This window comes from Pseudomonas sp. PARCl1 (genome assembly GCF_947311875.1).
Lineage (GTDB): Bacteria > Pseudomonadota > Gammaproteobacteria > Pseudomonadales > Pseudomonadaceae > Aquipseudomonas > Aquipseudomonas juntendi.
Genome location: NZ_CAMZMX010000016.1, coordinates 1 through 21,269, shown reverse-complemented (window position 1 = coordinate 21,269; position 21,269 = coordinate 1). Strand labels below are relative to the sequence as shown.

Annotated in this window: 18 protein-coding genes; 15 read left to right on the top strand and 3 right to left on the bottom strand. The window is 63.0% G+C overall.

The window, feature by feature from the left end; genetic code table 11:
* Window positions 1-41: 41 nt before the first annotated feature.
* The 5 genes from QME24_RS11360 to QME24_RS11340 all read left to right on the top strand — a co-directional run bounded on the left by QME24_RS11360 (window position 42) and on the right by QME24_RS11340 (window position 5,498).
* The gene (locus tag QME24_RS11360; protein ID WP_009683933.1) at window positions 42-545 is read left to right on the top strand and encodes an ureidoglycolate lyase; all 504 of its coding nucleotides are present in this window, start codon (window positions 42-44) and stop codon (window positions 543-545) included.
* A 45-nt stretch (window positions 546-590) separates the two neighbouring features.
* On the top strand, window positions 591-1,910 hold the full coding sequence (locus QME24_RS11355) for a urate hydroxylase PuuD (protein ID WP_054881407.1): 1,320 nt from the start codon (window positions 591-593) through the stop codon (window positions 1,908-1,910).
* A 159-nt stretch (window positions 1,911-2,069) separates the two neighbouring features.
* Entirely contained in the window at window positions 2,070-3,425 is a 1,356-nt protein-coding gene (locus tag QME24_RS11350; RefSeq protein WP_054881406.1) for a nucleobase:cation symporter-2 family protein, read from the top strand.
* Between the two features lie 153 nt (window positions 3,426-3,578).
* Window positions 3,579-4,364 carry an outer membrane protein OmpK gene (locus tag QME24_RS11345; RefSeq protein WP_054881405.1) on the top strand — a complete coding sequence of 262 codons (786 nt, stop codon included), beginning with the start codon at window positions 3,579-3,581 and terminating at the stop codon, window positions 4,362-4,364.
* 351 nt (window positions 4,365-4,715) lie between these two features.
* Window positions 4,716-5,498: an outer membrane protein OmpK gene (locus QME24_RS11340; protein WP_009683938.1), complete on the top strand. Its 783-nt coding sequence runs from the start codon at window positions 4,716-4,718 to the stop codon at window positions 5,496-5,498.
* A gap of 138 nt (window positions 5,499-5,636) precedes the next feature.
* Here QME24_RS11340 and QME24_RS11335 read toward each other — a convergent pair whose 3' ends face one another.
* A complete protein-coding gene (locus QME24_RS11335) occupies window positions 5,637-6,551 on the bottom strand; it encodes a DUF808 family protein (RefSeq protein ID WP_192440415.1) in 915 nt (304 codons plus the stop codon).
* 132 nt (window positions 6,552-6,683) lie between these two features.
* Here QME24_RS11335 and QME24_RS11330 point away from each other — a divergent pair, with 132 nt between their 5' ends.
* On the top strand, window positions 6,684-7,295 hold the full coding sequence (locus QME24_RS11330) for a TetR/AcrR family transcriptional regulator (RefSeq protein WP_009683940.1): 612 nt from the start codon (window positions 6,684-6,686) through the stop codon (window positions 7,293-7,295).
* A gap of 128 nt (window positions 7,296-7,423) precedes the next feature.
* Here QME24_RS11330 and QME24_RS11325 read toward each other — a convergent pair whose 3' ends face one another.
* Window positions 7,424-7,864, bottom strand: a complete 441-nt coding sequence (locus QME24_RS11325; RefSeq protein WP_009683941.1) for a heme-binding protein — start codon at window positions 7,862-7,864, stop codon at window positions 7,424-7,426.
* 256 nt (window positions 7,865-8,120) lie between these two features.
* Between QME24_RS11325 and gcl the strand changes: the two genes are divergently transcribed.
* The 9 genes from gcl (at window position 8,121) to QME24_RS11280 (ending at window position 19,961) form a co-directional block, all read left to right on the top strand.
* Window positions 8,121-9,896 (top strand): glyoxylate carboligase, encoded by a 1,776-nt coding sequence (gene gcl / locus QME24_RS11320; RefSeq protein ID WP_054904651.1) that lies wholly within the window; start codon window positions 8,121-8,123, stop codon window positions 9,894-9,896.
* Window positions 9,897-9,949: 53 nt separating this feature from the next.
* Entirely contained in the window at window positions 9,950-10,732 is a 783-nt protein-coding gene (gene hyi, locus QME24_RS11315) for a hydroxypyruvate isomerase (protein WP_054881314.1), read from the top strand.
* A 158-nt stretch (window positions 10,733-10,890) separates the two neighbouring features.
* On the top strand, window positions 10,891-11,784 hold the full coding sequence (locus tag QME24_RS11310) for a 2-hydroxy-3-oxopropionate reductase (RefSeq protein WP_054881313.1): 894 nt from the start codon (window positions 10,891-10,893) through the stop codon (window positions 11,782-11,784).
* A gap of 173 nt (window positions 11,785-11,957) precedes the next feature.
* Window positions 11,958-13,232: a glycerate kinase gene (locus QME24_RS11305; RefSeq protein ID WP_054881322.1), complete on the top strand. Its 1,275-nt coding sequence runs from the start codon at window positions 11,958-11,960 to the stop codon at window positions 13,230-13,232.
* Window positions 13,229-14,644, top strand: coding sequence for a pyruvate kinase (pyk, locus tag QME24_RS11300; protein WP_054881312.1), 1,416 nt, complete (start codon window positions 13,229-13,231; stop codon window positions 14,642-14,644). The genes QME24_RS11305 and pyk overlap by 4 nt, the downstream gene beginning before the upstream one ends.
* A gap of 185 nt (window positions 14,645-14,829) precedes the next feature.
* Complete coding sequence (locus QME24_RS11295; protein WP_054881311.1) at window positions 14,830-15,702, top strand: urea transporter; 873 nt, start codon at window positions 14,830-14,832, stop codon at window positions 15,700-15,702.
* Between the two features lie 44 nt (window positions 15,703-15,746).
* Window positions 15,747-16,568: an ion transporter gene (locus QME24_RS11290; protein ID WP_054881310.1), complete on the top strand. Its 822-nt coding sequence runs from the start codon at window positions 15,747-15,749 to the stop codon at window positions 16,566-16,568.
* A gap of 220 nt (window positions 16,569-16,788) precedes the next feature.
* On the top strand, window positions 16,789-17,790 hold the full coding sequence (locus tag QME24_RS11285; RefSeq protein ID WP_009682682.1) for a sulfate ABC transporter substrate-binding protein: 1,002 nt from the start codon (window positions 16,789-16,791) through the stop codon (window positions 17,788-17,790).
* Window positions 17,791-17,936: 146 nt separating this feature from the next.
* A complete protein-coding gene (locus QME24_RS11280) occupies window positions 17,937-19,961 on the top strand; it encodes a mechanosensitive ion channel domain-containing protein (RefSeq protein ID WP_232892636.1) in 2,025 nt (674 codons plus the stop codon).
* A 119-nt stretch (window positions 19,962-20,080) separates the two neighbouring features.
* On the opposite strand, the gene QME24_RS11275 is transcribed toward QME24_RS11280, so the two are convergent.
* A complete protein-coding gene (locus tag QME24_RS11275) occupies window positions 20,081-21,007 on the bottom strand; it encodes a class I SAM-dependent methyltransferase (RefSeq protein ID WP_232892637.1) in 927 nt (308 codons plus the stop codon).
* Window positions 21,008-21,269 lie beyond the last annotated feature (262 nt).

Here is a 21,269-nt window from a genome sequence, read left to right as displayed (position 1 = left end):
CGACCCCCATTCAGTACAACGAACATAAAAGAGAGACCCGCATGCGCACCCTGATGATCGAGCCCCTGACCAAAGAAGCCTTCGCTCCCTTCGGCGACGTGATCGAAACCGACGGCAGCGACCACTTCATGATCAACAACGGCTCGACCATGCGCTTTCACAAGCTCGCCACGGTCGAGACCGCCGAGCCTGAAGACAAGGCGATCATCAGCATCTTCCGCGCCGATGCGCTGGACATGCCGCTGACCGTACGCATGCTTGAACGCCATCCGCTGGGCAGCCAGGCTTTCATCCCGCTGCTCGGCAACCCCTTTCTGATCGTGGTCGCGCCCATTGGCGATGCACCTGTATCAGGCTTGGTCCGTGCCTTCCGCAGTAATGGCAGGCAGGGCGTTAATTACCATCGCGGCGTCTGGCACCACCCGGTGCTGACGATCGAAAAGCGGGATGACTTCCTGGTGGTTGATCGCAGCGGTTCTGGCAACAACTGCGATGAGCATTACTTCACCGAGGAACAGATGCTGATCCTCAATCCCCACCAATAAGAAAAGGTCGGTCATCGTTCTCGGTGATCGGCAGAGGTACATACTGTGGAAGCACACCTTCACGAATGGCTGAACCTGAGCATTCGCTGGGTTCACATGATCACCGGCGTAGCCTGGATCGGTGCATCGTTCTACTTCGTCTGGCTGGAGAACCACCTGAACCGAAGCAACCCGCGCGATGGGTTGTCGGGTGATCTCTGGGCGATTCACGGCGGTGGTATCTACCACCTGGAGAAATACAAGCTCGCCCCCCCGAAAATGCCCGAGAACCTGCACTGGTTCAAATGGGAAGCCTACTTCACCTGGATGTCCGGTATCGCCCTGCTGTGCGTGGTGTTCTACTGGAACCCGACGCTGTACCTGCTGGCCCCTGGCAGTACCCTCAGCGGTGCCGAAGGCGTAGCCATCGGTATCGGCTCGCTGGTCGCCGGCTGGTTCATCTACGACTTCCTGTGCGACTCGCCGCTGGGCAAGAAGCCGGCGTTGCTCGGTGCCGTGCTGTTCGTGCTGATCATCGCCGCCTGCTGGGGCTTCAGCCTGGTGTTCAGCGGCCGCGGTGCCTACCTGCACACCGGCGCGATCATCGGCACCATCATGGTCGGCAACGTGTTCCGCATCATCATGCCGGCCCAGCGCCAGCTGGTGGCCGCGATCGAGAACAACCAGACGCCCGACCCGGTACTGCCGGCCAAAGGCCTGTTGCGCTCGCGTCACAACAACTACTTCACCCTGCCGGTGCTGTTCATCATGATCAGCAACCACTTCCCGAGCACCTACGGTAGCCAGTACAACTGGCTGATCCTGGCCGGTATCGCGGTAGCTGCGGTGCTGATCCGCCACTACTTCAACACCCGCCACGACAGCAACAAGTACGCCTGGACCTTGCCTGTCGGTGCCCTGGCAATGATTTGCCTGGCCTACGTCACCGGCCCCAAACCGATGGCAGTGAGCCCTGAGCAGGCCGCCGCGAAGATCGAGTACCAGCCTCTGCCGGCTACTGCTGTGGGTGGCAAGACCGCTGCCGAGCAACGCGCCGAGGACGCCGCCAAGGCCGCCGCAGCGCCTGCCGAAGCCCCGGCCCAGGCTACGGCCCAGGCCGGTGCTGGCGACTTCGACAAGATCCACAATGTCATCCAGGAACGCTGCACCGTGTGCCATTCGGCCAAGCCGACCAGCCCACTGTTCAGCGCCGCACCTGCCGGCGTGATGTTCGACACCCCGCAGCAGATCCAGGCCCAGGCCGCGCGCATTCAGGCGCAGGCAGTGGCCAGCCAGATCATGCCGCTGGGCAACATCACCCAGATGACCACCGAGGAGCGCAAGCTGGTCGGTGACTGGATCGCCAAGGGCGCCCAGGTCAACTGATCGAGCCACAAGCGTCAAGCTGCAAGCCTCAAGCTGTACGTAGTAGGAAGCAAGCATCGAGTGCCAGGCTCCAGTGCGGATACCAAGCTTTTTCTTGAAGCTTGCCGCTTGGAGCTTGGCACTTGGATCCGAGAATAAAAACAAAACTCGAGGTGCTGCATGTCCGAGTCCCGCAAGGCGTACATACCCGTTGCGCCACCGCGCGAACCCTTGCCCCTGTTCCAACTGTTCCTGGTTGGCCTGCAACACGTTTTGCTGATGTACGGTGGCGCCATCGCTGTGCCGCTGATCATTGGCCAGGCCGCCGGGCTGTCCCGTGAAGAAGTCGCTTTCCTGATCAACGCCGACCTGCTGGTCGCTGGCGTCGCCACCATCATCCAGTCGTTCGGTATCGGCCCGGTGGGCATCCGCATGCCGGTGATGATGGGTGCCAGTTTCGCAGCCGTGGGCAGCATGGTGGCCATGGCCGGCATGCCCGGTGTAGGCCTGCAGGGGATCTTCGGCGCGACCATCGCCGCCGGCTTCTTCGGCATGCTGATCGCACCGTTCATGTCCAAGGTCGTGCGCTTCTTCCCACCGCTGGTCACCGGAACGGTGATCACCTCGATTGGCCTGTCGCTGTTCCCGGTAGCGGTCAACTGGGCCGGTGGCGGCCAGGATGCCAGTACGTTCGGCTCGCCGATCTACCTGCTGGTGGCCGGCCTGGTGCTGGCCGTGATCCTGCTGATCAACCGCTTCATGCGCGGCTTCTGGGTCAACGTGTCGGTGCTGGTTGGCATGGGCCTGGGCTACGTGCTGGCCGGCACCATCGGCATGGTCGATCTGTCAGGCCTGAGTGAAGCGCCGTGGTTGCAGGTGGTGACGCCCCTGCACTTCGGCACGCCGACCTTCAGCCTGGCACCGATCCTGTCCATGTGCCTGGTGGTGGTGATCATCTTCGTCGAGTCCACGGGCATGTTCCTTGCCCTGGGCAAGGTGACCGACCGCGAAGTCACCCCAGGCATGCTCCGCCGCGGCCTGCTGTGCGATGCCGGGGCGTCGTTCATCGCCGGCTTTTTCAACACCTTCACCCACTCGTCGTTCGCCCAGAACATCGGCCTGGTGCAGATGACCGGGGTCCGCTGCCGCTTTGTCACCATCGTGGCCGGCGCACTGCTGATTCTGCTCAGCCTGCTGCCCAAGGCAGCGTTCCTGATCGCCTCGATCCCGCCCGCGGTACTGGGTGGGGCGTCGATCGCCATGTTCGGCATGGTGACCGCTACCGGGATCAAGATCCTCCAGGAAGCCGACATCGGCGACCGCCGCAACCAGTTGCTGGTTGCGGTAAGCGTGGGCTTCGGCTTGATCCCCGTGGTGCGCCCGGAGTTCTTCGCGCAGATGCCGCAGTGGATGGAGCCCATCACCCACAGTGGCATCGCCATGGCCACGGTCAGCGCCCTGGTGCTGAACGTGCTGTTCAACATTCTGGGCGGTGCCGACCGCGCGGTGCACAACGACGCCTGTCACCAGCACTGAGGCAAAACCCCTTCGAGTGAACGGGAGCGGCCTGTAGCCGCTCCGGTCTCGAACCGTCGTAGACGCTATACCGTCGGCCCGCCGGAATGGGCCGCCCGGGGCACCTGCACGCCAAAAAAACCCAAAAAAAACAATAAGTCCGGGAAGCACAACATGAAACGCATCACCACGTCCCTCTTGCTGGGCAGCAGCTTGCTGGCCACCGTTCCTGCCCACGCGGGCGAATGGCTGCAATGGCACGGCGAAAGCCTGACCTACCTGTACGGCAAGGACTTCAAGGTCAACCCCAGCATCCAGCAGACGGTTACCTTCGAGCACGCCAACAAATGGAAGTACGGCGACACCTTCATGTTCGTCGACAAGATTTTCTACAACGGCAAAGCAGACGCCAGCAAGGGCGTGACCACCTACTACGGTGAGTTCAGCCCACGCCTGTCATTCGGCAAGATCTTCGACCGGAAACTGGCATTCGGCCCGGTCAAGGATGTGTTGCTGGCCATGACTTATGAACGTGGCGAAGGCGACAACGAGGCCTACCTGATCGGCCCCGGCTTCGACCTGGCCATCCCGGGCTTCAACTACTTCACCCTTAACTTCTATGTGCGCAACACCGAGGGCAGCCGCCCCGGGGACAATGTGTGGCAGATCACCCCGGCCTGGTCGTACACCCTGCCGGTGGGCAAGTCCGACATCCTGATAGATGGTTACATGGACTGGGTGACCGACAACGACCAGACCCGCCGTGGCACCTACCACGCCAACCTGCACTTCAACCCGCAGGTCAAATATGACCTGGGCAAGGCCCTGAACCTGGGGGCAAAGCAGCTTTATGTGGGCTTCGAGTACAGCTACTGGAAGGACAAGTACGGCATCGACAGCCGCGGCAGCCTGGACAGCAACCAGAGCGTGGCGAGCGCGCTGATCAAGGTACACTTCTAAGAAGTTGACCGAACGCACAAGTTTGATTCACAGCGCTCCAGGACGGAGCACTTGAGGCGCGGCGCGCAAGCCAGTAATCTGCGCGCCCCCTCGATCAGGGCAGAACGGATTCTGCCTGCGTTTACTGACCGCTCAGTCAATGAATACGGGCGGTTGGCGAACGTGTTGCCAGCCTGAAAGACCCTTTTCATCCGTTCAGAACGAAGTCGAGCAGGAAGGTTTTGCCAACCCGGAAAAGTTGGCCCAACCCTTGCCAAACAGCTGTGGCCTATCGAAAAAAGCTGACTCAAAAGACAAAAAGCGCCAACAACGAGCGCAGACAACAGATCAAACAAGGGAGCGACACTCGCAATGCGTACCATCAACAGCCTGATCCTTGCTGGCGGCCTGCTGGCCTGCGGCACCACCTTCGGCGGTGACTTGCTGCAATGGCAGAACAACAGCCTGACCTACCTGTGGGGCAAGAACTTCAAGGTCAACCCGCCAACCCAGCAAACCGTGACCTTCGAACATGCCGATGGCTGGAAGTACGGCGACAACTTCATCTTTGTCGACAAGATCTTCTACCAAGGCCAGAAGGACGAGGGCAACGGCCCGAACACCTACTATGGCGAGATCAGCCCACGCCTGTCGTTTGGCAAGATCTTCGACCAGAAGCTGGAGTTCGGCCCGGTCAAGGACGTGCTGCTGGCCATGACCTACGAGTTTGGCGAGGGTGATACCGAGTCGTACCTGATCGGCCCGGGCTTCGACCTGGCCATTCCTGGTTTCGACTACTTCCAGCTGAACTTCTACAACCGCACCACCGACGGCAGCCGTGCCGGCGACAATGTGTGGCAGATCACGCCGGTGTGGTCGTACACCATCCCGGTGGGGGATTCCGACGTACTGATCGACGGCTTCATGGACTGGGTGGTCGACAACGACCAGAACCGCCGTGGCACCTACCACGCCAACCTGCACTTCAACCCGCAGATCAAGTACGACCTGGGCAAGGCGCTGCACTTTGGCGAGAAGCAGTTGTACGTGGGTGTGGAGTATGACTACTGGAAGAACAAGTACGGCATCAAGGACAGCGATGCCTTCACCACCGACCAGAACACCATGAGCTTCCTGGTCAAGGTGCACTTCTGACCTGAGCCCTCGGGGCCGCGCTGCGGCCCATTCGCGGCCACGCCCGCTCCCACAGGGTCCGCGCTCGGCCCATGGCAGATACTGTACCTGTGGGAGCGGGCGTGCCCGCGAACCGGGGCAACGCCCCGGCCAGGCCGCTCAGTTGGCCGGCCGCACGCGGCGCCACAGCTTCTCGGCCACCGTCACTACCGCCAGCACCACGGCACCGGCGATCACCCCGGCCACGCCATTGAGCAACGCCACGGTAAGCCCACCACCGCGCCCCTCGCTGAACGCTTCGACCGCGTGATGCAGCGGCGCGATGCCATGCACCAGAATCCCGCCACCCACCAGGAACATCGCCGCCGTGCCAACCACCGACAGGCCTTTCATCATGTAGGGTGCCGCGCGCAATATGCCATTGCCTACCGCCTGAGCCACGCCCGACGCCCGCTTGGTCATCCACAGCCCAAGGTCGTCCAGTTTGACGATGCCGCCCACCACCCCGTAAACGCCCAGGGTCATTACCACTGCGATGCCCGACAGCACGATCACCTGCTGTGGCAGCGGCGAGTCGGCGACGATGCCCAGGGTAATGGCGATGATTTCCGCCGACAGGATGAAGTCGGTACGCACAGCCCCCTTGATCTTGGCTTTCTCATACGCCACCAGGTCGACATTGGCATCGGCCACAGCCTGTTTGCGCGCAGCCTTTTGCGCCTCGTCGTCTTCTTTGCTGTGCAAGAACTTGTGCGCCAGCTTCTCGAAGCCCTCGAAGCACAGATACGCGCCGCCCAGCATCAGCAAGGGCGTGACCGCCCAAGGGATGAAAGCGCTGATCAGCAGGGCCGCCGGTACCAGAATGGCCTTGTTCATCAACGAACCCTTGGCCACCGCCCACACCACCGGCAGTTCACGATCGGCCCGCACACCCGTCACCTGCTGGGCATTGAGCGCCAGGTCATCGCCCAGCACGCCTGCGGTTTTTTTTGCTGCCACTTTGGTCATCAGCGAAACATCGTCCAGCAACGTGGCGATATCGTCGATCAGTACCAGTAGACTGCTTCCTGCCATGTTTGCCTGCATCCGAATGAGTAAATGCCCAGAATTCTAGCCCAAAGCCGCTGCCTTGAGCGCCCGTCGGGCCCGGTGCTACCATGCCCGATCCCTCTTAGAGGTGGCCAGACACGAGGAAGATCCCTGACCATGAGCACCATTCGCGAGCGCAACAAGGAATTGATCCTGCGCGCAGCCAGCGAGGAATTCGCCGACAAGGGCTTCGCGGCCACCAAGACCAGCGATATTGCGGCCAAGGCCGGCTTGCCCAAGCCGAACGTGTATTACTATTTCAAGTCCAAGGACAACCTCTACCGCGAGGTGCTGGAAAGCATCATCGCGCCGATCATGCAGGCGTCCACGCCGTTCAATGCCGACGGTGACCCGAAAGAAGTGCTGAGCGCCTACATTCGCTCGAAAATCCGCATTTCCCGCGACTTGCCCCATGCTTCCAAGGTATTTGCCAGCGAGATCATGCACGGTGCCCCGCACCTGTCACCGAACCAGGTGGCGCAGTTGAACGAGCAGGCCCGGCACAACATCGAGTGCATCCAGCGCTGGATCGACAACGGGCAGATCGCCCATGTAGACGCGCACCACCTGATGTTCAGCATCTGGGCGGCCACCCAGACCTATGCCGATTTCGACTGGCAGATTTCTGCGGTGACCGGCAAGGCCAAGCTGGCCGACAGCGACTATGACGCAGCAGCCGAGACCATCATCCGCATGGTGCTCAAGGGCTGTGAGCCCGAGCTGGCCTGACAGGGCCAGTGGGGCTGCTTTGCAGCCCTTTCGCGACACAAGGCCGCTCCTACAGGGTTACGCGATTCCCCGTAGGAGCGGCCTTGTGTCGCGAAAGGGCCGCAACGCGGCCCCGGCTATCTTGAGCTTTACGCCGCTACTCCGGCATCCGCCAGCAACCCCACCTCCTCGATCGCACTGATCGCGCACTGTTCGTCGATATCCGACGTATCGCCGCTGATCCCGACAGCACCCAGTACCTTGCCGTCCTGATCACGAATCAGCACGCCCCCCGGCGCCGGCACTACCGGCCGTTCACCCATTCCGTTCAGCGCGGCAAAAAACGCCGGCCGCTGCTGCGCATCCAGCGCCAGCAAGCGCGAGCCCTTGCCCAGGGCTATCGCACCCCAGGCTTTGCCGGTGGCCACTTCCGGGCGGATCAGGCTGGCGCCATCTTCGCGCTGCAGCGCCAGCAGGTGGCCGCCAGCATCCAGCACCGCCACGGTCAGCGGCGCCGCATTGATCTTGCGGCCCGCCGCCAGCGCGGCATTTACCAGCCCAACGGCGACTTTCAGGTTCAAAGCGTTCATGAAAAGGTCCTCTTCTTGTTGTGAGAAGCCCTGAGGGCAGTTGAAAACCGATGAACAAATAGAACACAACGAAGATTATTTTTGTATACAATATTTTGAAATGATCGTATGCGATCACGCAAACTCCCGTTTTCATGGGCGCTCTGAGGAAAGCCAAGTGAACCGATGAAAACCCATTGACCTACAGCGCCAGGCGTGAATACACTCTATCGCAAAGCAAGTTGTATACAATTACAAAATCAATGAGGCACAAACCATGAGCAAAATGAGAGCAATCGATGCAGCCGTTCTGGTCATGCGCCGTGAAGGTGTAGATACCGCGTTCGGCATCCCGGGGGCTGCCATCAATCCGCTGTACTCGGCCCTGAAGAAAGTCGGTGGCATCGATCACGTCCTCGCTCGCCACGTCGAAGGTGCCTCGCACATGGCCGAGGGCTACACCCGCGCCAACCCGGGCAACATCGGTGTGTGCATCGGCACCTCCGGCCCTGCCGGCACCGACATGGTCACCGGCTTGTACAGTGCCTCGGCCGACTCCATTCCTATTCTCTGCATCACTGGCCAGGCCCCGCGTGCGCGCCTGCACAAGGAAGACTTCCAAGCTGTCGATATCACCAGCATCGTCAAGCCGGTGACCAAGTGGGCGACCACGGTGCTGGAGCCAGGCCAGGTGCCTTACGCCTTCCAGAAAGCCTTCTACGAAATGCGCACCGGCCGCCCAGGCCCGGTGCTGATCGACCTGCCGTTCGACGTGCAGATGGCCGAAATCGAATTCGACATCGACGCCTACGAGCCGCTGGCCATCAACAAGCCTGCCGCCACCCGCGTGCAGGCCGAAAAAGCCCTGGCCATGCTCAATGACGCCGAGCGCCCGCTGCTGGTCGCCGGCGGCGGCATCATCAACGCCGACGCCAGCGACAAGCTGGTGGCGTTCGCTGAACTGACCGGCGTACCGGTAATCCCGACCCTGATGGGCTGGGGCACCATCCCGGACGACCACGCGCAGATGGTCGGCATGGTCGGCCTGCAGACGTCGCACCGCTACGGCAACGCCACCCTGCTCAAGTCGGACCTGGTGTTCGGTATCGGTAACCGCTGGGCCAACCGCCACACCGGCTCCGTGGACGTCTACACCGAGGGCCGCAAATTCGTCCACGTGGACATCGAACCGACCCAGATCGGCCGCGTGTTCACCCCGGACCTGGGGATCGTTTCCGACGCTGGCAAGGCGCTGGACGTACTCCTGGAAGTCGCCCGCGAATGGCAAGCCGCTGGCAAGCTGAAATGCCGCAAGGCCTGGCTGGAAGACTGCCAGCAGCGCAAGGCCAGCCTGCAGCGCAAGACCCACTTCGACAATGTGCCGGTCAAGCCGCAGCGCGTGTACGAAGAAATGAACCAGGTGTTCGGCAAGGACACCTGCTACGTCAGCACCATTGGCCTGTCGCAGATTGCGGGCGCGCAGTTCCTGCACGTGTACAAGCCACGCCACTGGATCAACTGCGGCCAGGCCGGCCCGCTGGGCTGGACCATCCCTGCGGCACTGGGCGTGGTCAAGGCCGATCCGCAGCGCAAGGTCGTGGCGCTGTCGGGTGACTACGACTTCCAGTTCATGATCGAAGAGCTGGCGGTGGGCGCACAGTTCAACCTGCCGTACGTTCATGTGCTGGTGAACAACGCCTACCTGGGCCTGATCCGCCAGGCACAGCGTGGCTTCGACATGGATTACTGTGTACAACTGGCGTTCGAGAACATCAACTCGACCGACGCTGCCACCTACGGCGTTGACCACGTGGCCGTGGTCGAAGGCCTGGGCTGCAAGGCCCTGCGCGTGTTCGAACCGGCCGAGATCGCCCCTGCCCTGATCAAGGCGCAGAAGATGGCCGAAGAGTTCCGCGTACCGGTAGTGGTCGAGGTGATTCTCGAGCGCGTCACCAACATTTCCATGGGCACCGAGATCAACTCGGTCAACGAATTCGAAGACCTGGCGCTGGTCGGCAACGACGCGCCAACCGCCATCTCGATGCTGGACTGATCGCCTGACGCCCCCAGGCATGCCCTGGGGGCCTTCACCGCAAGGAGACACCTATGCCTCGCTTCGCTGCCAACCTGTCCATGCTGTTCACCGAACAGGACTTCCTGGCCCGCTTCAAGGCTGCCGCCGATGCTGGCTTCAGCGGCGTCGAATACCTCTTCCCGTACGACTACAGCGCGGCTGAAATCAAGCAGCAACTGGACGCCAACGGCCTGACCCAGGTGCTGTTCAACCTGCCAGCCGGTGACTGGGCCAAAGGCGAGCGCGGGATCACCTGCCACCCCGACCGCGTCGAAGAATTCCGCGCTGGGGTCGACAAGGCCATCGAATACGCCAAGGTGCTGGGCAATACCCAGGTCAACGCCCTGGCGGGTATTCGCCCACAAGGCCTGCAGTGTGCCGACGTACGCAAGACCTTCGTCGCCAACCTCAAGTATGCCGCCGACAAACTCCAGGCCGCCGGCATCCGCCTGGTCATGGAAATGATCAACACCCGCGATATCCCTGGTTTCTACCTCAATACCACCCAGCAGGCCCTGGAAATCCAGGCCGAGGTGGGCAGCGACAACCTGTTCCTGCAGTACGACATCTACCACATGCAGATCATGGAAGGTGACCTGGCCCGGACCATGGAAGCCAACCTGAAGTTGATCAACCACATCCAGTTGGCCGACAACCCCGGGCGCAACGAGCCAGGCACCGGGGAGATCAACTACCGCTTCCTGTTCGAACACCTGGACCGCATCGGCTACCAGGGCTGGGTGGGCGCGGAATACAAACCGCTGACCACCACCGAAGCAGGCCTGGGCTGGCTGAAGACCCATAACGCAATCTGAACGGCTGAACGCTAGCGCCCTGTGAAACACGAAACCCTGTGGGAGCGGGCCTGCCCGCGAACACCGGCATAGCCGGTGCCATCCACCGAGTCGCCTGTTTCGCGGGCATGCCCGCTCCCACAGCTTGAGACACCACAAATACAAAGAGGCATATTCTCATGGCTAAAATCGGTTTCATCGGCACCGGCATCATGGGCAAGCCCATGGCCCAGAACCTGCAAAAAGCAGGGCACAGCATTTTCGTTTCCACCCACCACGACGCCGCGCCAGCCGACCTGATCGCCGCCGGTGCAGTGGCCCTGGCCAACCCGAAAGAAGTGGCCCAGGAAGCCGAGTTCATCATCGTCATGGTGCCGGACACCCCACAAGTGGAAAGCGTGCTGTTCGGTGACAACGGCGTGGCCGAAGGCGTGGGCCCGAACAAGGTGGTGATCGACATGAGCTCGATCTCCCCTACCGCCACCAAAGCCTTCGCCGAAAAAATCAAGGCCACCGGCGCTGCCTACCTGGACGCCCCGGTGTCCGGTGGCGAAGTAGGTGCCAAGGCCGCCACCCTGAGCATCATGGTTGGCGGCTGCCCGAACGCCTTCGAGCGCGCCCTGCCACTGTTCCAGGCCATGGGCAAGAACATCACCCGCGTGGGTGGCAACGGTGACGGCCAGACCGCCAAGGTGGCCAACCAGATCATCGTCGCCCTGAATATCCAGGCTGTCAGCGAAGCGCTGCTGTTCGCCGCCAAGAACGGCGCCGACCCGGCCAAGGTGCGTGAAGCGCTGATGGGTGGCTTTGCCTCGTCGAAAATCCTCGAGGTGCATGCCGAGCGCATGATCAAGGGCACCTTCGACCCGGGCTTCCGCATCAACCTGCACCAGAAGGACCTGAACCTGGCCCTGCAAGGCGCCAAGGAGCTGGGCATCAACCTGCCCAACACCTCCAATGCCCAGCAAGTGTTCAACACCTGCCAAGCCCTGGGTGGCGGCAACTGGGACCACTCGGCGCTGATCAAGGGCCTGGAGCACATGGCCAACTTCTCGATCCGCGACGAGAAATAAGCTTCAAGCTGTGAGCCTCAAGTGGCAAGCGACAAGCGAGAAGCGAGAGCAGATCTGCTTTTGCTTGCAGCTCGCAGCTCGCAGCTGTGGAGACCGCCCCTGGTTCGGCCTGCACGGAGGCAGTTCCAGGGGCGTTTTTGATTGTGCAGAACAACAATAATTGGGAGCCTGCCATGTCGGTCGATCCGCAAAAAATTCTCCGCGACCTGTTCGACACAGCCATCGCCGCCGCCCACCCCCGTCAAGTTCTCGAACCCTACCTGCCCGCCGACCGTAGCGGCCGGGTCATCGTCATCGGCGCCGGCAAGGCCGCAGCCGCCATGGCCGAAGTGGTCGAGAAAAGCTGGCAGGGCGAAGTCTCCGGCCTGGTCGTCACCCGTTACGGCCACGGCGCCAACTGCCAGAAAATCGAGGTGGTCGAAGCCGCCCACCCGGTCCCGGATGCCGCCGGCCTGGCCGTGGCCAAGCGCGTGCTGGAACTGGTCAGCAACCTCAATGAAGAAGACCGCGTCATATTCCTGCTCTCCGGCGGTGGCTCTGCCCTGCTGGCCCTGCCCGCCGAGGGCCTGACCCTGGCCGACAAGCAGCAGATCAACAAGGCACTGCTGAAATCCGGCGCCACCATCGGCGAGATGAACTGCGTGCGCAAGCACCTCTCGGCGATCAAGGGCGGGCGCCTGGCCAAGGCCTGCTGGCCGGCCACGGTCTACACCTATGCCATCTCCGATGTACCCGGCGACCTCGCCACGGTAATCGCTTCCGGCCCCACCGTGGCCGACCCGAGCACCTCGGCCGATGCCCTGGCCATTCTCAAGCGCTACAACATCGAAGCGCCAAAAGCGGTGATCGACTGGCTCAACAACCCGGCCTCGGAAACCGTCAAGGCCGACGACCCGGCCCTGGCCCGCAGCCACTTCCAGCTGATTGCCAAGCCCCAGCAGTCGCTGGAAGCCGCCGCAGTCAAAGCGCGCCAGGCAGGCTTCAGCCCGCTGATCCTCGGCGACCTGGAAGGCGAATCGCGCGAAGTGGCCAAGGTGCATGCCGGCATCGCCCGGCAGATCGTGCTGCACGGCCAGCCGCTGAAGGCGCCCTGCGTGATCCTGTCCGGTGGCGAAACCACCGTGACCGTGCGCGGCAATGGCCGTGGCGGGCGCAATGCCGAGTTCCTGCTCAGCCTCACCGAAAGCCTGAAAGGGCTGCCGGGCGTGTACGCCTTGGCCGGTGACACCGACGGTATCGACGGTTCGGAAGAGAATGCCGGCGCGCTGATGACCCCAGGCAGCTACGCCAGCGCCGAAGCCCTGGGCCTGTCGGCCAGCGATGAGCTGGACAACAACAACGGCTATGGCTACTTCGCCGCGCTGGACGCACTGATCGTCACCGAGCCGACCCGCACCAACGTCAACGACTTCCGCGCCATCCTGATCCTCGAGACTGCCCAATCATGACGCCTGATAAAAAAGTGAAGATCCTCGCCACCCTCGGCCCGGCGATCGAAGGCATCGACGACATCCGCCAACTGGTCGAAGCGGGGGTGAACATCTTCCGCCTCAATTTCAGCCACGGCGAACACGCCGACCACGCCCTGCGCTACCAGTGGATCCGCGAAGTCGAGCAGCAGTTGAACTACCCCCTGGGTATTCTCATGGACCTGCAAGGGCCCAAGCTACGGGTAGGCCGCTTTGCCGAAGGCAAGGTCCAGCTGCAACGCGGCCAGGCCCTGCGCCTGGACCTGGACAACACCCCGGGCGATAACCGCCGGGTCAACCTGCCGCACCCCGAGATCATCGCCGCCCTGGAGCCAGGCATGGACCTGCTGCTGGACGACGGCAAGCTGCGCCTGCGGGTAACCGCCAAGCACAGCGACGCAATCGACACCGAAGTGCTGAACGGTGGCGAGCTGTCGGACCGCAAGGGTGTCAACGTACCGCAAGCGGTGCTCGACCTCTCGCCGCTCACCGAAAAAGACCGCCGCGACCTGGCCTTTGGCCTGGAGCTGGGCGTGGACTGGGTCGCCCTGTCGTTCGTGCAGCGCCCTGAGGACATCGTTGAAGCGCGCCAGCTGATTGGCGGCCGCGCCTACCTGATGGCCAAAATCGAAAAACCGTCGGCAGTCGAGCACCTGCAAGCCATCGCCGAACTGGCCGACGCCATCATGGTGGCCCGCGGGGACCTGGGCGTGGAAGTGCCGGCCGAAAGCGTGCCGCAGATCCAGAAGCGTATCATTGGCACCTGCCGCCAGCTGGGCAAGCCAGTGGTGGTGGCCACGCAGATGCTCGAATCGATGCGTTTCTCGCCGGCACCGACCCGTGCCGAAGTCACCGACGTGGCCAACGCCGTGGCCGAGGGTGCCGACGCGGTGATGCTGTCGGCCGAAACCGCCTCGGGGGATTACCCGCTGGAGGCTGTGCAGATGATGAGCAAGATCATCCGCCAGGTCGAGAACGGCCCGGACTACCAGGCGCAGCTCGACGTCGGCCGGCCCAAGGCCGAAGCCACCGTGTCGGACGCCATCAGCTGCGCGATCCGCCGTATCAGCGGCATCCTCCCGGTGGCGGTGCTGGTCAACTACAGCGAGTCGGGCGCCTCCACCCTGCGCGCTTCGCGTGAACGGCCACGGGCACCGATCCTCAACCTTACGCCCAACCTGAACACCGCGCGGCGCCTGAGCGTGGCCTGGGGTGTGCACTCGGTGGTCAATGACCGCCTGCGCCAGGTGGATGAGGTGGTCTCCACGGCCCTGGAAATTGCCCAGGCACAAGGCATGGCCAGCCGGGGCGACACACTGCTGATCACTGCCGGGGTGCCGTTCGGCAAACCTGGGTCGACCAACACGCTGCGGATCGAAACACTGATCTAAGCCACTGCATAGCCCCTGGGGGAGCGGGCGTGCCCGCGAATGCGTCAGTCCAGGCAACTTCGTTGACCCTGCTGGCCCTTTCGCGGGCAAGCCCGCTCCCACAGGGTCGGTGGTGAAGCAAAGAATCGCGGAAAACCGAGGCCCAAAGAGGCCCACCGCTCCCCATCCACCTCACTGACTGCCCCATGTACAGCAAACATTTCGCCAACCCGTGCCCCGACTGGGCCACGGCGTTACTCAACGGCTTCAGCCAGGTGCTGCTGCTGCGCAACCCCCTGTGCGGCCTGTGCTGCCTGCTGGCCATCCTGCTGACTGCGCCCGACCTGTTCGGCGGCGCCCTGCTCGGTGCCCTCGCCGGCCTGCTCACTGCCCAGCGCCGCGGCTACGACCGTGCCGACCGTCAGGCCGGGCTGTACTGCTACAACGGCGTACTCATCGGCATCCTGATCAGCGCCGTGCTGCCCTGGTCGGCCATCCTGCCGCCCTTGATCATTGCCGCTGGCGGCCTTTCGAGCATCATCACCCACCAATGGCGCAAGCGCGGCGGCAAGCTGCTGGTTGCCTATACCGCGCCGTTCGTGCTGTTGGGCTGGGGCACGCTGTTGCTCGCCGAACCCTCGATGACCGGCTTCGTCGAAGCCGAACCGCTGTACGCCCTGGCCCGCGGCATAGGGCAGATCTTCCTGCTCGACCAGCCGTTGGCCGGGTTGCTGATCATCGTCGGCATGTTCATCGCCCAACCCTATGCGGCGATGTGGGCGGTAATTGGCTCGGCCATCGGGGGCGGCATGGCGCTGCTCACAGACCAGGCGCAAGCAGCGTGGATGGGCCTGGCTGGCTTCAACGCCGCGCTGGCGGCGCTGGCCTTCAGCAGGCAAGGTGAAAAGCCATGGGTCACACTGCTGGCAATTGCCCTGGCGTTGCTGTTGCAATCACTGTTCAAGCTGTTGCCGCTGCCCGGCCTCACCGCACCCTTCGTCGCCGCCTGCTGGCTGATGCACCTGGGCTGCCAGCTGGCCCAGCCCAAGCAGCGCGACGCCAGCCGCTTGCACAGCTGAAACACAGCCCCTAGGCTCAGCCCATCGCACTACGGAATGAGCCAATGAACAACCCTGCAAGCCTGCGCGAGCGGCTTTACATCATGGTCTTCCAGACCGACACCGTCGCTGGCAGGCGCTTCGACAAAATCCTCCTGCTGATAATCCTGGCCAGCCTGGTCACGGTGATCCTCGACAGCATCGACGAAGTCCACCAGGGCTACGCCGGCCTGCTGGCCGGTATCGAATGGGGCTTTACCGCGATCTTCCTGGCCGAGTACCTCACCCGCCTGTACTGCTCGCCCAAGCCGCTGCGCTACGCCTTCAGTTTCTATGGGCTGGTCGATTTACTGGCGATCGTCCCGGGGATCATCGCGCTTTATTACAGCGACGCCCAATACCTGTTGATCGTCCGCGTCATCCGCATGCTGCGGATCTTCCGCGTACTCAAGCTCAGCCCGTACCTCAAGCAGGCCCATTACCTGATCGACGCGCTGCGCGGTAGCAAGCAGAAGATCATCGTGTTCCTGGTCACGGTATCGACCCTGGTCACGGTGTTCGGCACGCTGATGTATGTGATCGAAGGGCCGGAGCACGGTTTCACCAGCATTCCCAAGGGCATCTACTGGGCGATCGTCACCCTGACCACCGTGGGCTTTGGCGACATCGTGCCGAAGACGCCCTTGGGGCAGGTAATCTCGTCGATGGTGATGATCATCGGTTATTCGATCATTGCCGTGCCGACCGGGATCTTTACCGCCGAACTGGCGAATGCAATGCGTGGGGAGCAGTTGCAGCATGATTGCCCGACTTGCAGCAAGAAGACACATGAGCATGGGGCGGCGTTTTGCTCTCGCTGTGGGAATGGGTTGTTTCCCAAGCTTTGATGTTGCCTGTACTGGCCCTTTCGCGGGCGCGCCCGCTCCCACAGGATCACCACAGGCCTTGACTGTGTGGGGTCCACCCTGTGGGAGCGGGCATGCCCGCGAAAGGGCCAGAGCAGGCAACGGCATAACCAAAGCATTTTTTGTTCTTTAACCCGCACAAATCCACCCGCTATAGTCGCTGGCAATCTGCCTCGATCACCGCCAAGTACAAGGAAGCAACGTGAAAAGACTCTTCACCGCCTCGCTGCTCGCCGCAGGCCTGGCCTTGGGCAACATCGCCCAGGCCGCCCCTACCCTGCTCAACGTCTCCTACGACGTGATGCGCGACTTCTACAAGGACTACAACCCAGCCTTCCAGAAACACTGGCAGGCCGAGCACAACGAGAAGGTCAACGTGCAAATGTCCTTCGGCGGCTCCAGCAAGCAGGCGCGTGCGGTGATCGATGGCCTGCCGGCCGACGTCATCACCATGAACATGGCCACCGACATCAACGCCCTGGTCGACAATGGCAAGCTGGTGCCGGACAACTGGGTCACCCGGCTGCCGAACAACAGCGCGCCGTTCACCTCGGCCACCGTCTTCATCGTGCGCAAGGGCAACCCTAAAGCCCTGAAAGACTGGCCCGACCTGCTCAAGGACGGCGTGCAGGTGATCGTGCCCAACCCGAAAACCTCGGGCAATGGCCGCTACACGTACCTGTCGGCCTGGGGCTACGTGCTCAAGCAGGGCGGTGACGAAGCCAAGGCCAAGGACTTCGTTGGCAAGCTGTTCAAACAGGCCCCGGTGCTGGACACCGGCGGCCGGGCCGCGACCACCACGTTCATGACCAACCAGATCGGCGACGTGCTGGTGACCTTCGAAAACGAAGCCGAAATGATCGCCCGCGAGTTTGGCCGCGACCAGTTCGAGGTGGTCTACCCGAGCGTGTCGGCCGAGGCCGAGCCACCGGTGAGTGTGGTCGACAAGGTGGTGGCCAGGAAAGGCACCCAGGCCGTGGCCGAGGAATACCTCAAGTACCTGTGGTCGCCAGAGGCCCAGGAGATTGCCGCCAACAACTACCTGCGCCCACGCGATGCAACCGTGCTGGCCAAGTACACCGACCGCTTCCCGAAAGTCGACTTCCTGTCGGTGGAAAAGACCTTTGGTGACTGGCGCACCGTGCAGAAGACCCACTTCAACGACGGTGGCGTGTTCGACCAGATCTATACCGACAAGCAGTAATCGATTCACGCGGGCCTGGCCTATTCGCAGCGTCAACCGCGAACAGGCCAGGCCGGACAACACACCCAAATCGAACTTTCCCACCCCTGCAGCCTCCGTTCCTTGAGTAACCCTGCCCCGCTCACCCCGGCCCAAGGAGTACTCCAGTGCTGCGTTTCCTCTCGACCCTGCTGCTCGGCTGCCTGTTGAGCACTCACCTGCTGGCTGCCGACCCCGCCCCCAGCGAGGACCAACCCGCCGAACCCGAGCCGGTCTTGCAAGGCGGCCTGCTGGGCGCCCTGGCCGATGGCCTGGACAGCGCTGCCCGGCAGATGGACCTCGACGCCCACCTGGTTGACGCCTGGCGCCTGCGCACCGACCGCGCCGCCCAGGAAGTGGAGCGCCTGGTCGACCGCCATTCGGCCAGTGACTCACTGCACCTGGCGGGCAACTTCCTGCTCCTGACCCTCACCTGGGGGGCCGCGTTCGGCCTGCTTGGCGGTGGTGGGCGCTGGGTCGCCAAACGGGTGTCGCGCCGCCCTTGGCTGCGCGAGCACAAACGCGTCAGTAGCCTGCTGGGGTACCTGTTGCCCTACACCTTGCCAGCCCTGGCCAGCCTGCCCGTGACGCTCTATGTGAGCCGCTTCCTCGACCCCTCCGTGGCACGCGCGCTTGGCCTGAGCCTGGCCTATGCGACCAGCAGCGGGCTGTTCTCGACGTCGATCATCCTCTGCCTGATCACCCTGTTCGACGCTGGCCATAAACGCCCTGCCGTGGCGGTGATCAAGCGCCTGGCACCACGGCCGCTGTTCCTCATCGGCTTCCTTGCCGCCTGGAGCGACGCCCTGACCAGCCCGCAGATCGCCCGCCAGCTTGGCGGCAACATCACCGCCAGCGTCGCGGTGGTCACCGGCCTGACTGCCACCTTCATCTTCGCCAGCCTGGTGATCCGCCTGCGGCGCCCGGTCGCCCACTTGATCCGCAACCGCGCGTACAAGGACCGGGTACAACACCGCGCCGTGCAGGAAACCCTGCGCATTTTCTCGACACTGTGGTACCTGCCAATCCTGCTGATGATCCTGGTCTCGGCAGTCAACCTGGTAGGTGCCGGTGCCGAAAGCCAGAAAGCCCTGCAGAATGCGCTGCTGACCACCGTGCTATTGGTCTCGACGCTGTTCCTCAGCACCTTGCTGCAACACTTGCTGGCCCCCCGCGAAAGCGACCCGGCGCAGCGGGTGCGGCCCTACAAGGAACTGCTGCGCAGCCTCGCCCACGCCCTGCTGCGCATTGCCATGGCAGTGGCCTTCATCGAGCTGCTGGGGCGCATCTGGGGGTTCTCGGTGATCGACTTCGCCCTCAGCAACCGCCTGGGCCAGGCGATCAGCAACTCGCTGTCGAGCATCGGCCTGATCCTGTTGGTCACCTGGCTGCTGTGGGTGGTGCTCGATACGGCGATCCAGGAAGCGCTCAAGCCAGCTGCCGGGCGCCGCAATGCCCGCCAGCCAAGCACGCGGGTGCGGACCATTCTGCCGATGCTGCGCAACGCCATCAAAGTGATCCTGATCGTGATCTGCACCATCACCACCATGGCCAACCTGGGTATCAACGTAGCGCCGCTGCTGGCCGGTGCCGGGGTGATCGGCCTGGCCATCGGCTTCGGCTCGCAGCAACTGGTCCAGGATGTGATTACCGGGTTGTTCATCCTGATCGAAGACACCATTTCCATCGGCGACTGGGTAGTGCTGGACTCCGGCCATGCCGGAACCGTAGAAAGCCTGACCATCCGCACCCTGCGCCTGCGCGATGGCAAGGGCTTCGTGCATTCGGTGCCGTTCGGCCAGATCAAGGCGGTGACCAACCAGTCACGGCAGTTCGCCTATGCGTTCTTTTCGGTGCAGTTCACCTATGACAGTGATGTGGACGCGTCCCTGGCGCTGATTCATGAGGTAGGCCAGTCGATCAGCGAAGACCCTCTGCTGCGCATCAACTTGCAGGGGCCGCTGCAGGTCTTCGGTGTGGACCGCATGGACTTGAACGGGTTTGTCCTGACGGCGCAGTTCCGGACCATTTCCGGTGGGCAGTATGCGGTGAGCCGGGCGTTCAACGAGCGGCTGAAGAAGCGGGTGGACCAGACTGAGAATGTGAGTTTTGCCCAGGTGTATCCGCTGCCGGTGCAGGCTCTGGGGGCTTGATGTTGCCACTACCGGCCTCTTCGCGGGCTTGCCCGCTCCCACAGGATCACCACACGTCCTAATGTTGTGGAGTACCTGTGGGAGCGGGCAAGCCCGCGAATGGGCCGCCACGAGCAACATCACACCTGGCGGAATACCAGAGCCTTGAGCCCGCCCGCCGGGTCCACATCCGGAAACTCCGGCGGGTTCTCCAGCCGCTCGACAAACCCCAGCGAGGGCGCCTGCTCGGCCATCCCCTCGATCAAAAACTCCGGCCCGATCCCCGGGTCGTTCACGCACGCCAGCACCGTCCCACCCGCGCTCAACAACTCCGGCAAACGTCGCAGGATCTTCGCGTAATCCTGGGTCAGCACGAAGCTGCCGCGCTGGAAAGTCGGCGGGTCGATGATGATCAGGTCATAAGGGCCGTACTTGCGTACCTTGCCCCAGGACTTGAACAGCTCATGCCCCAGGTAGGCCACCCGCGAGGCGTCGTGACCATTGAGGCGGTGATTGTCCCGGCCGCGCGCCAGGGCCGACTTGGCCATGTCCAGGTTCACCACCTGCTCGGCCCCACCGGCCACCGCTGCCACCGAAAAGCCGCAGGTGTAGGCGAACAGGTTCAGTACCCGCTTGCCCGCCGCCTGCTCACGCACCCAGCGGCGGCCATAGCGCATATCGAGGAACAGGCCGTTGTTCTGCCGCACGCCCAGGTCCAGCAGGTAGGTCAGGCCGTCCTCGACCACTTCGCGTTGCTGGCAGGGTTCGCCCAGCAACCACTGGCCCGGGCTGTCAGGCAGGTAGCGGTGCTGGATGATGATGGCCTGGCCGGTCCACTGTGGGCCCTCGGCCAAGTTGCGCAACATCGTCTCCAGCTCGGCCAGCTGGCCTTCGGGCGGTTCGCGGAACAGGGCGACCGACAGCACCCCCTGCAGCCAATCGACCGTGATCTGCTCCAGGCCTGCCCAGCAGCGGCCGCGGCCGTGGAACAGGCGGCGGGTTTCCTGCGGGGCAGGGTCGAGGGCGGCGAGCAGGTGTTGCTCGAGGGTGGCGATTGGGGATGTCATGACAGGTCGCAGGCTGGCAAAAGCGGCATTCTACCCGCTGAGGCCGCTTCGCAGGCAAACCAGCTAGCGCACAAATTTCAAGCCCTGTGCAGTACCTGTGGGAGATTCTATGGTTTCTGGCAAGGGTAGCCGGAGCATCTTCAGCGCCTGTGAGATCGAGCGCCGCCCGCGCGGCGCAATCGCGAGCTGCGCTCGCTCCTACGTTTGTTTCGGGCCAGTAACGCCTGTGACAGGCGCGCGCGGCCGCCTTGTTTGTACGGCG

Excerpts from the sequence above, each read along its gene's own strand:
- QME24_RS11360 (WP_009683933.1), top strand. The coding sequence starts at position 42 with ATGCGCACCCTGATGATCGAGCCCCTGACCAAAGAAGCCTTCGCTCCC.
- QME24_RS11350 (WP_054881406.1), top strand. The coding sequence starts at position 2,070 with ATGTCCGAGTCCCGCAAGGCGTACATACCCGTTGCGCCACCGCGCGAA.
- QME24_RS11345 (WP_054881405.1), top strand. The coding sequence starts at position 3,579 with ATGAAACGCATCACCACGTCCCTCTTGCTGGGCAGCAGCTTGCTGGCC.
- QME24_RS11340 (WP_009683938.1), top strand. The coding sequence starts at position 4,716 with ATGCGTACCATCAACAGCCTGATCCTTGCTGGCGGCCTGCTGGCCTGC.
- QME24_RS11335 (WP_192440415.1), bottom strand. The coding sequence starts at position 6,551 with ATGGCAGGAAGCAGTCTACTGGTACTGATCGACGATATCGCCACGTTG.
- QME24_RS11330 (WP_009683940.1), top strand. The coding sequence starts at position 6,684 with ATGAGCACCATTCGCGAGCGCAACAAGGAATTGATCCTGCGCGCAGCC.
- QME24_RS11325 (WP_009683941.1), bottom strand. The coding sequence starts at position 7,864 with ATGAACGCTTTGAACCTGAAAGTCGCCGTTGGGCTGGTAAATGCCGCG.
- gcl (WP_054904651.1), top strand. The coding sequence starts at position 8,121 with ATGAGCAAAATGAGAGCAATCGATGCAGCCGTTCTGGTCATGCGCCGT.
- hyi (WP_054881314.1), top strand. The coding sequence starts at position 9,950 with ATGCCTCGCTTCGCTGCCAACCTGTCCATGCTGTTCACCGAACAGGAC.
- QME24_RS11310 (WP_054881313.1), top strand. The coding sequence starts at position 10,891 with ATGGCTAAAATCGGTTTCATCGGCACCGGCATCATGGGCAAGCCCATG.
- QME24_RS11305 (WP_054881322.1), top strand. The coding sequence starts at position 11,958 with ATGTCGGTCGATCCGCAAAAAATTCTCCGCGACCTGTTCGACACAGCC.
- pyk (WP_054881312.1), top strand. The coding sequence starts at position 13,229 with ATGACGCCTGATAAAAAAGTGAAGATCCTCGCCACCCTCGGCCCGGCG.
- QME24_RS11295 (WP_054881311.1), top strand. The coding sequence starts at position 14,830 with ATGTACAGCAAACATTTCGCCAACCCGTGCCCCGACTGGGCCACGGCG.
- QME24_RS11290 (WP_054881310.1), top strand. The coding sequence starts at position 15,747 with ATGAACAACCCTGCAAGCCTGCGCGAGCGGCTTTACATCATGGTCTTC.
- QME24_RS11275 (WP_232892637.1), bottom strand. The coding sequence starts at position 21,007 with ATGACATCCCCAATCGCCACCCTCGAGCAACACCTGCTCGCCGCCCTC.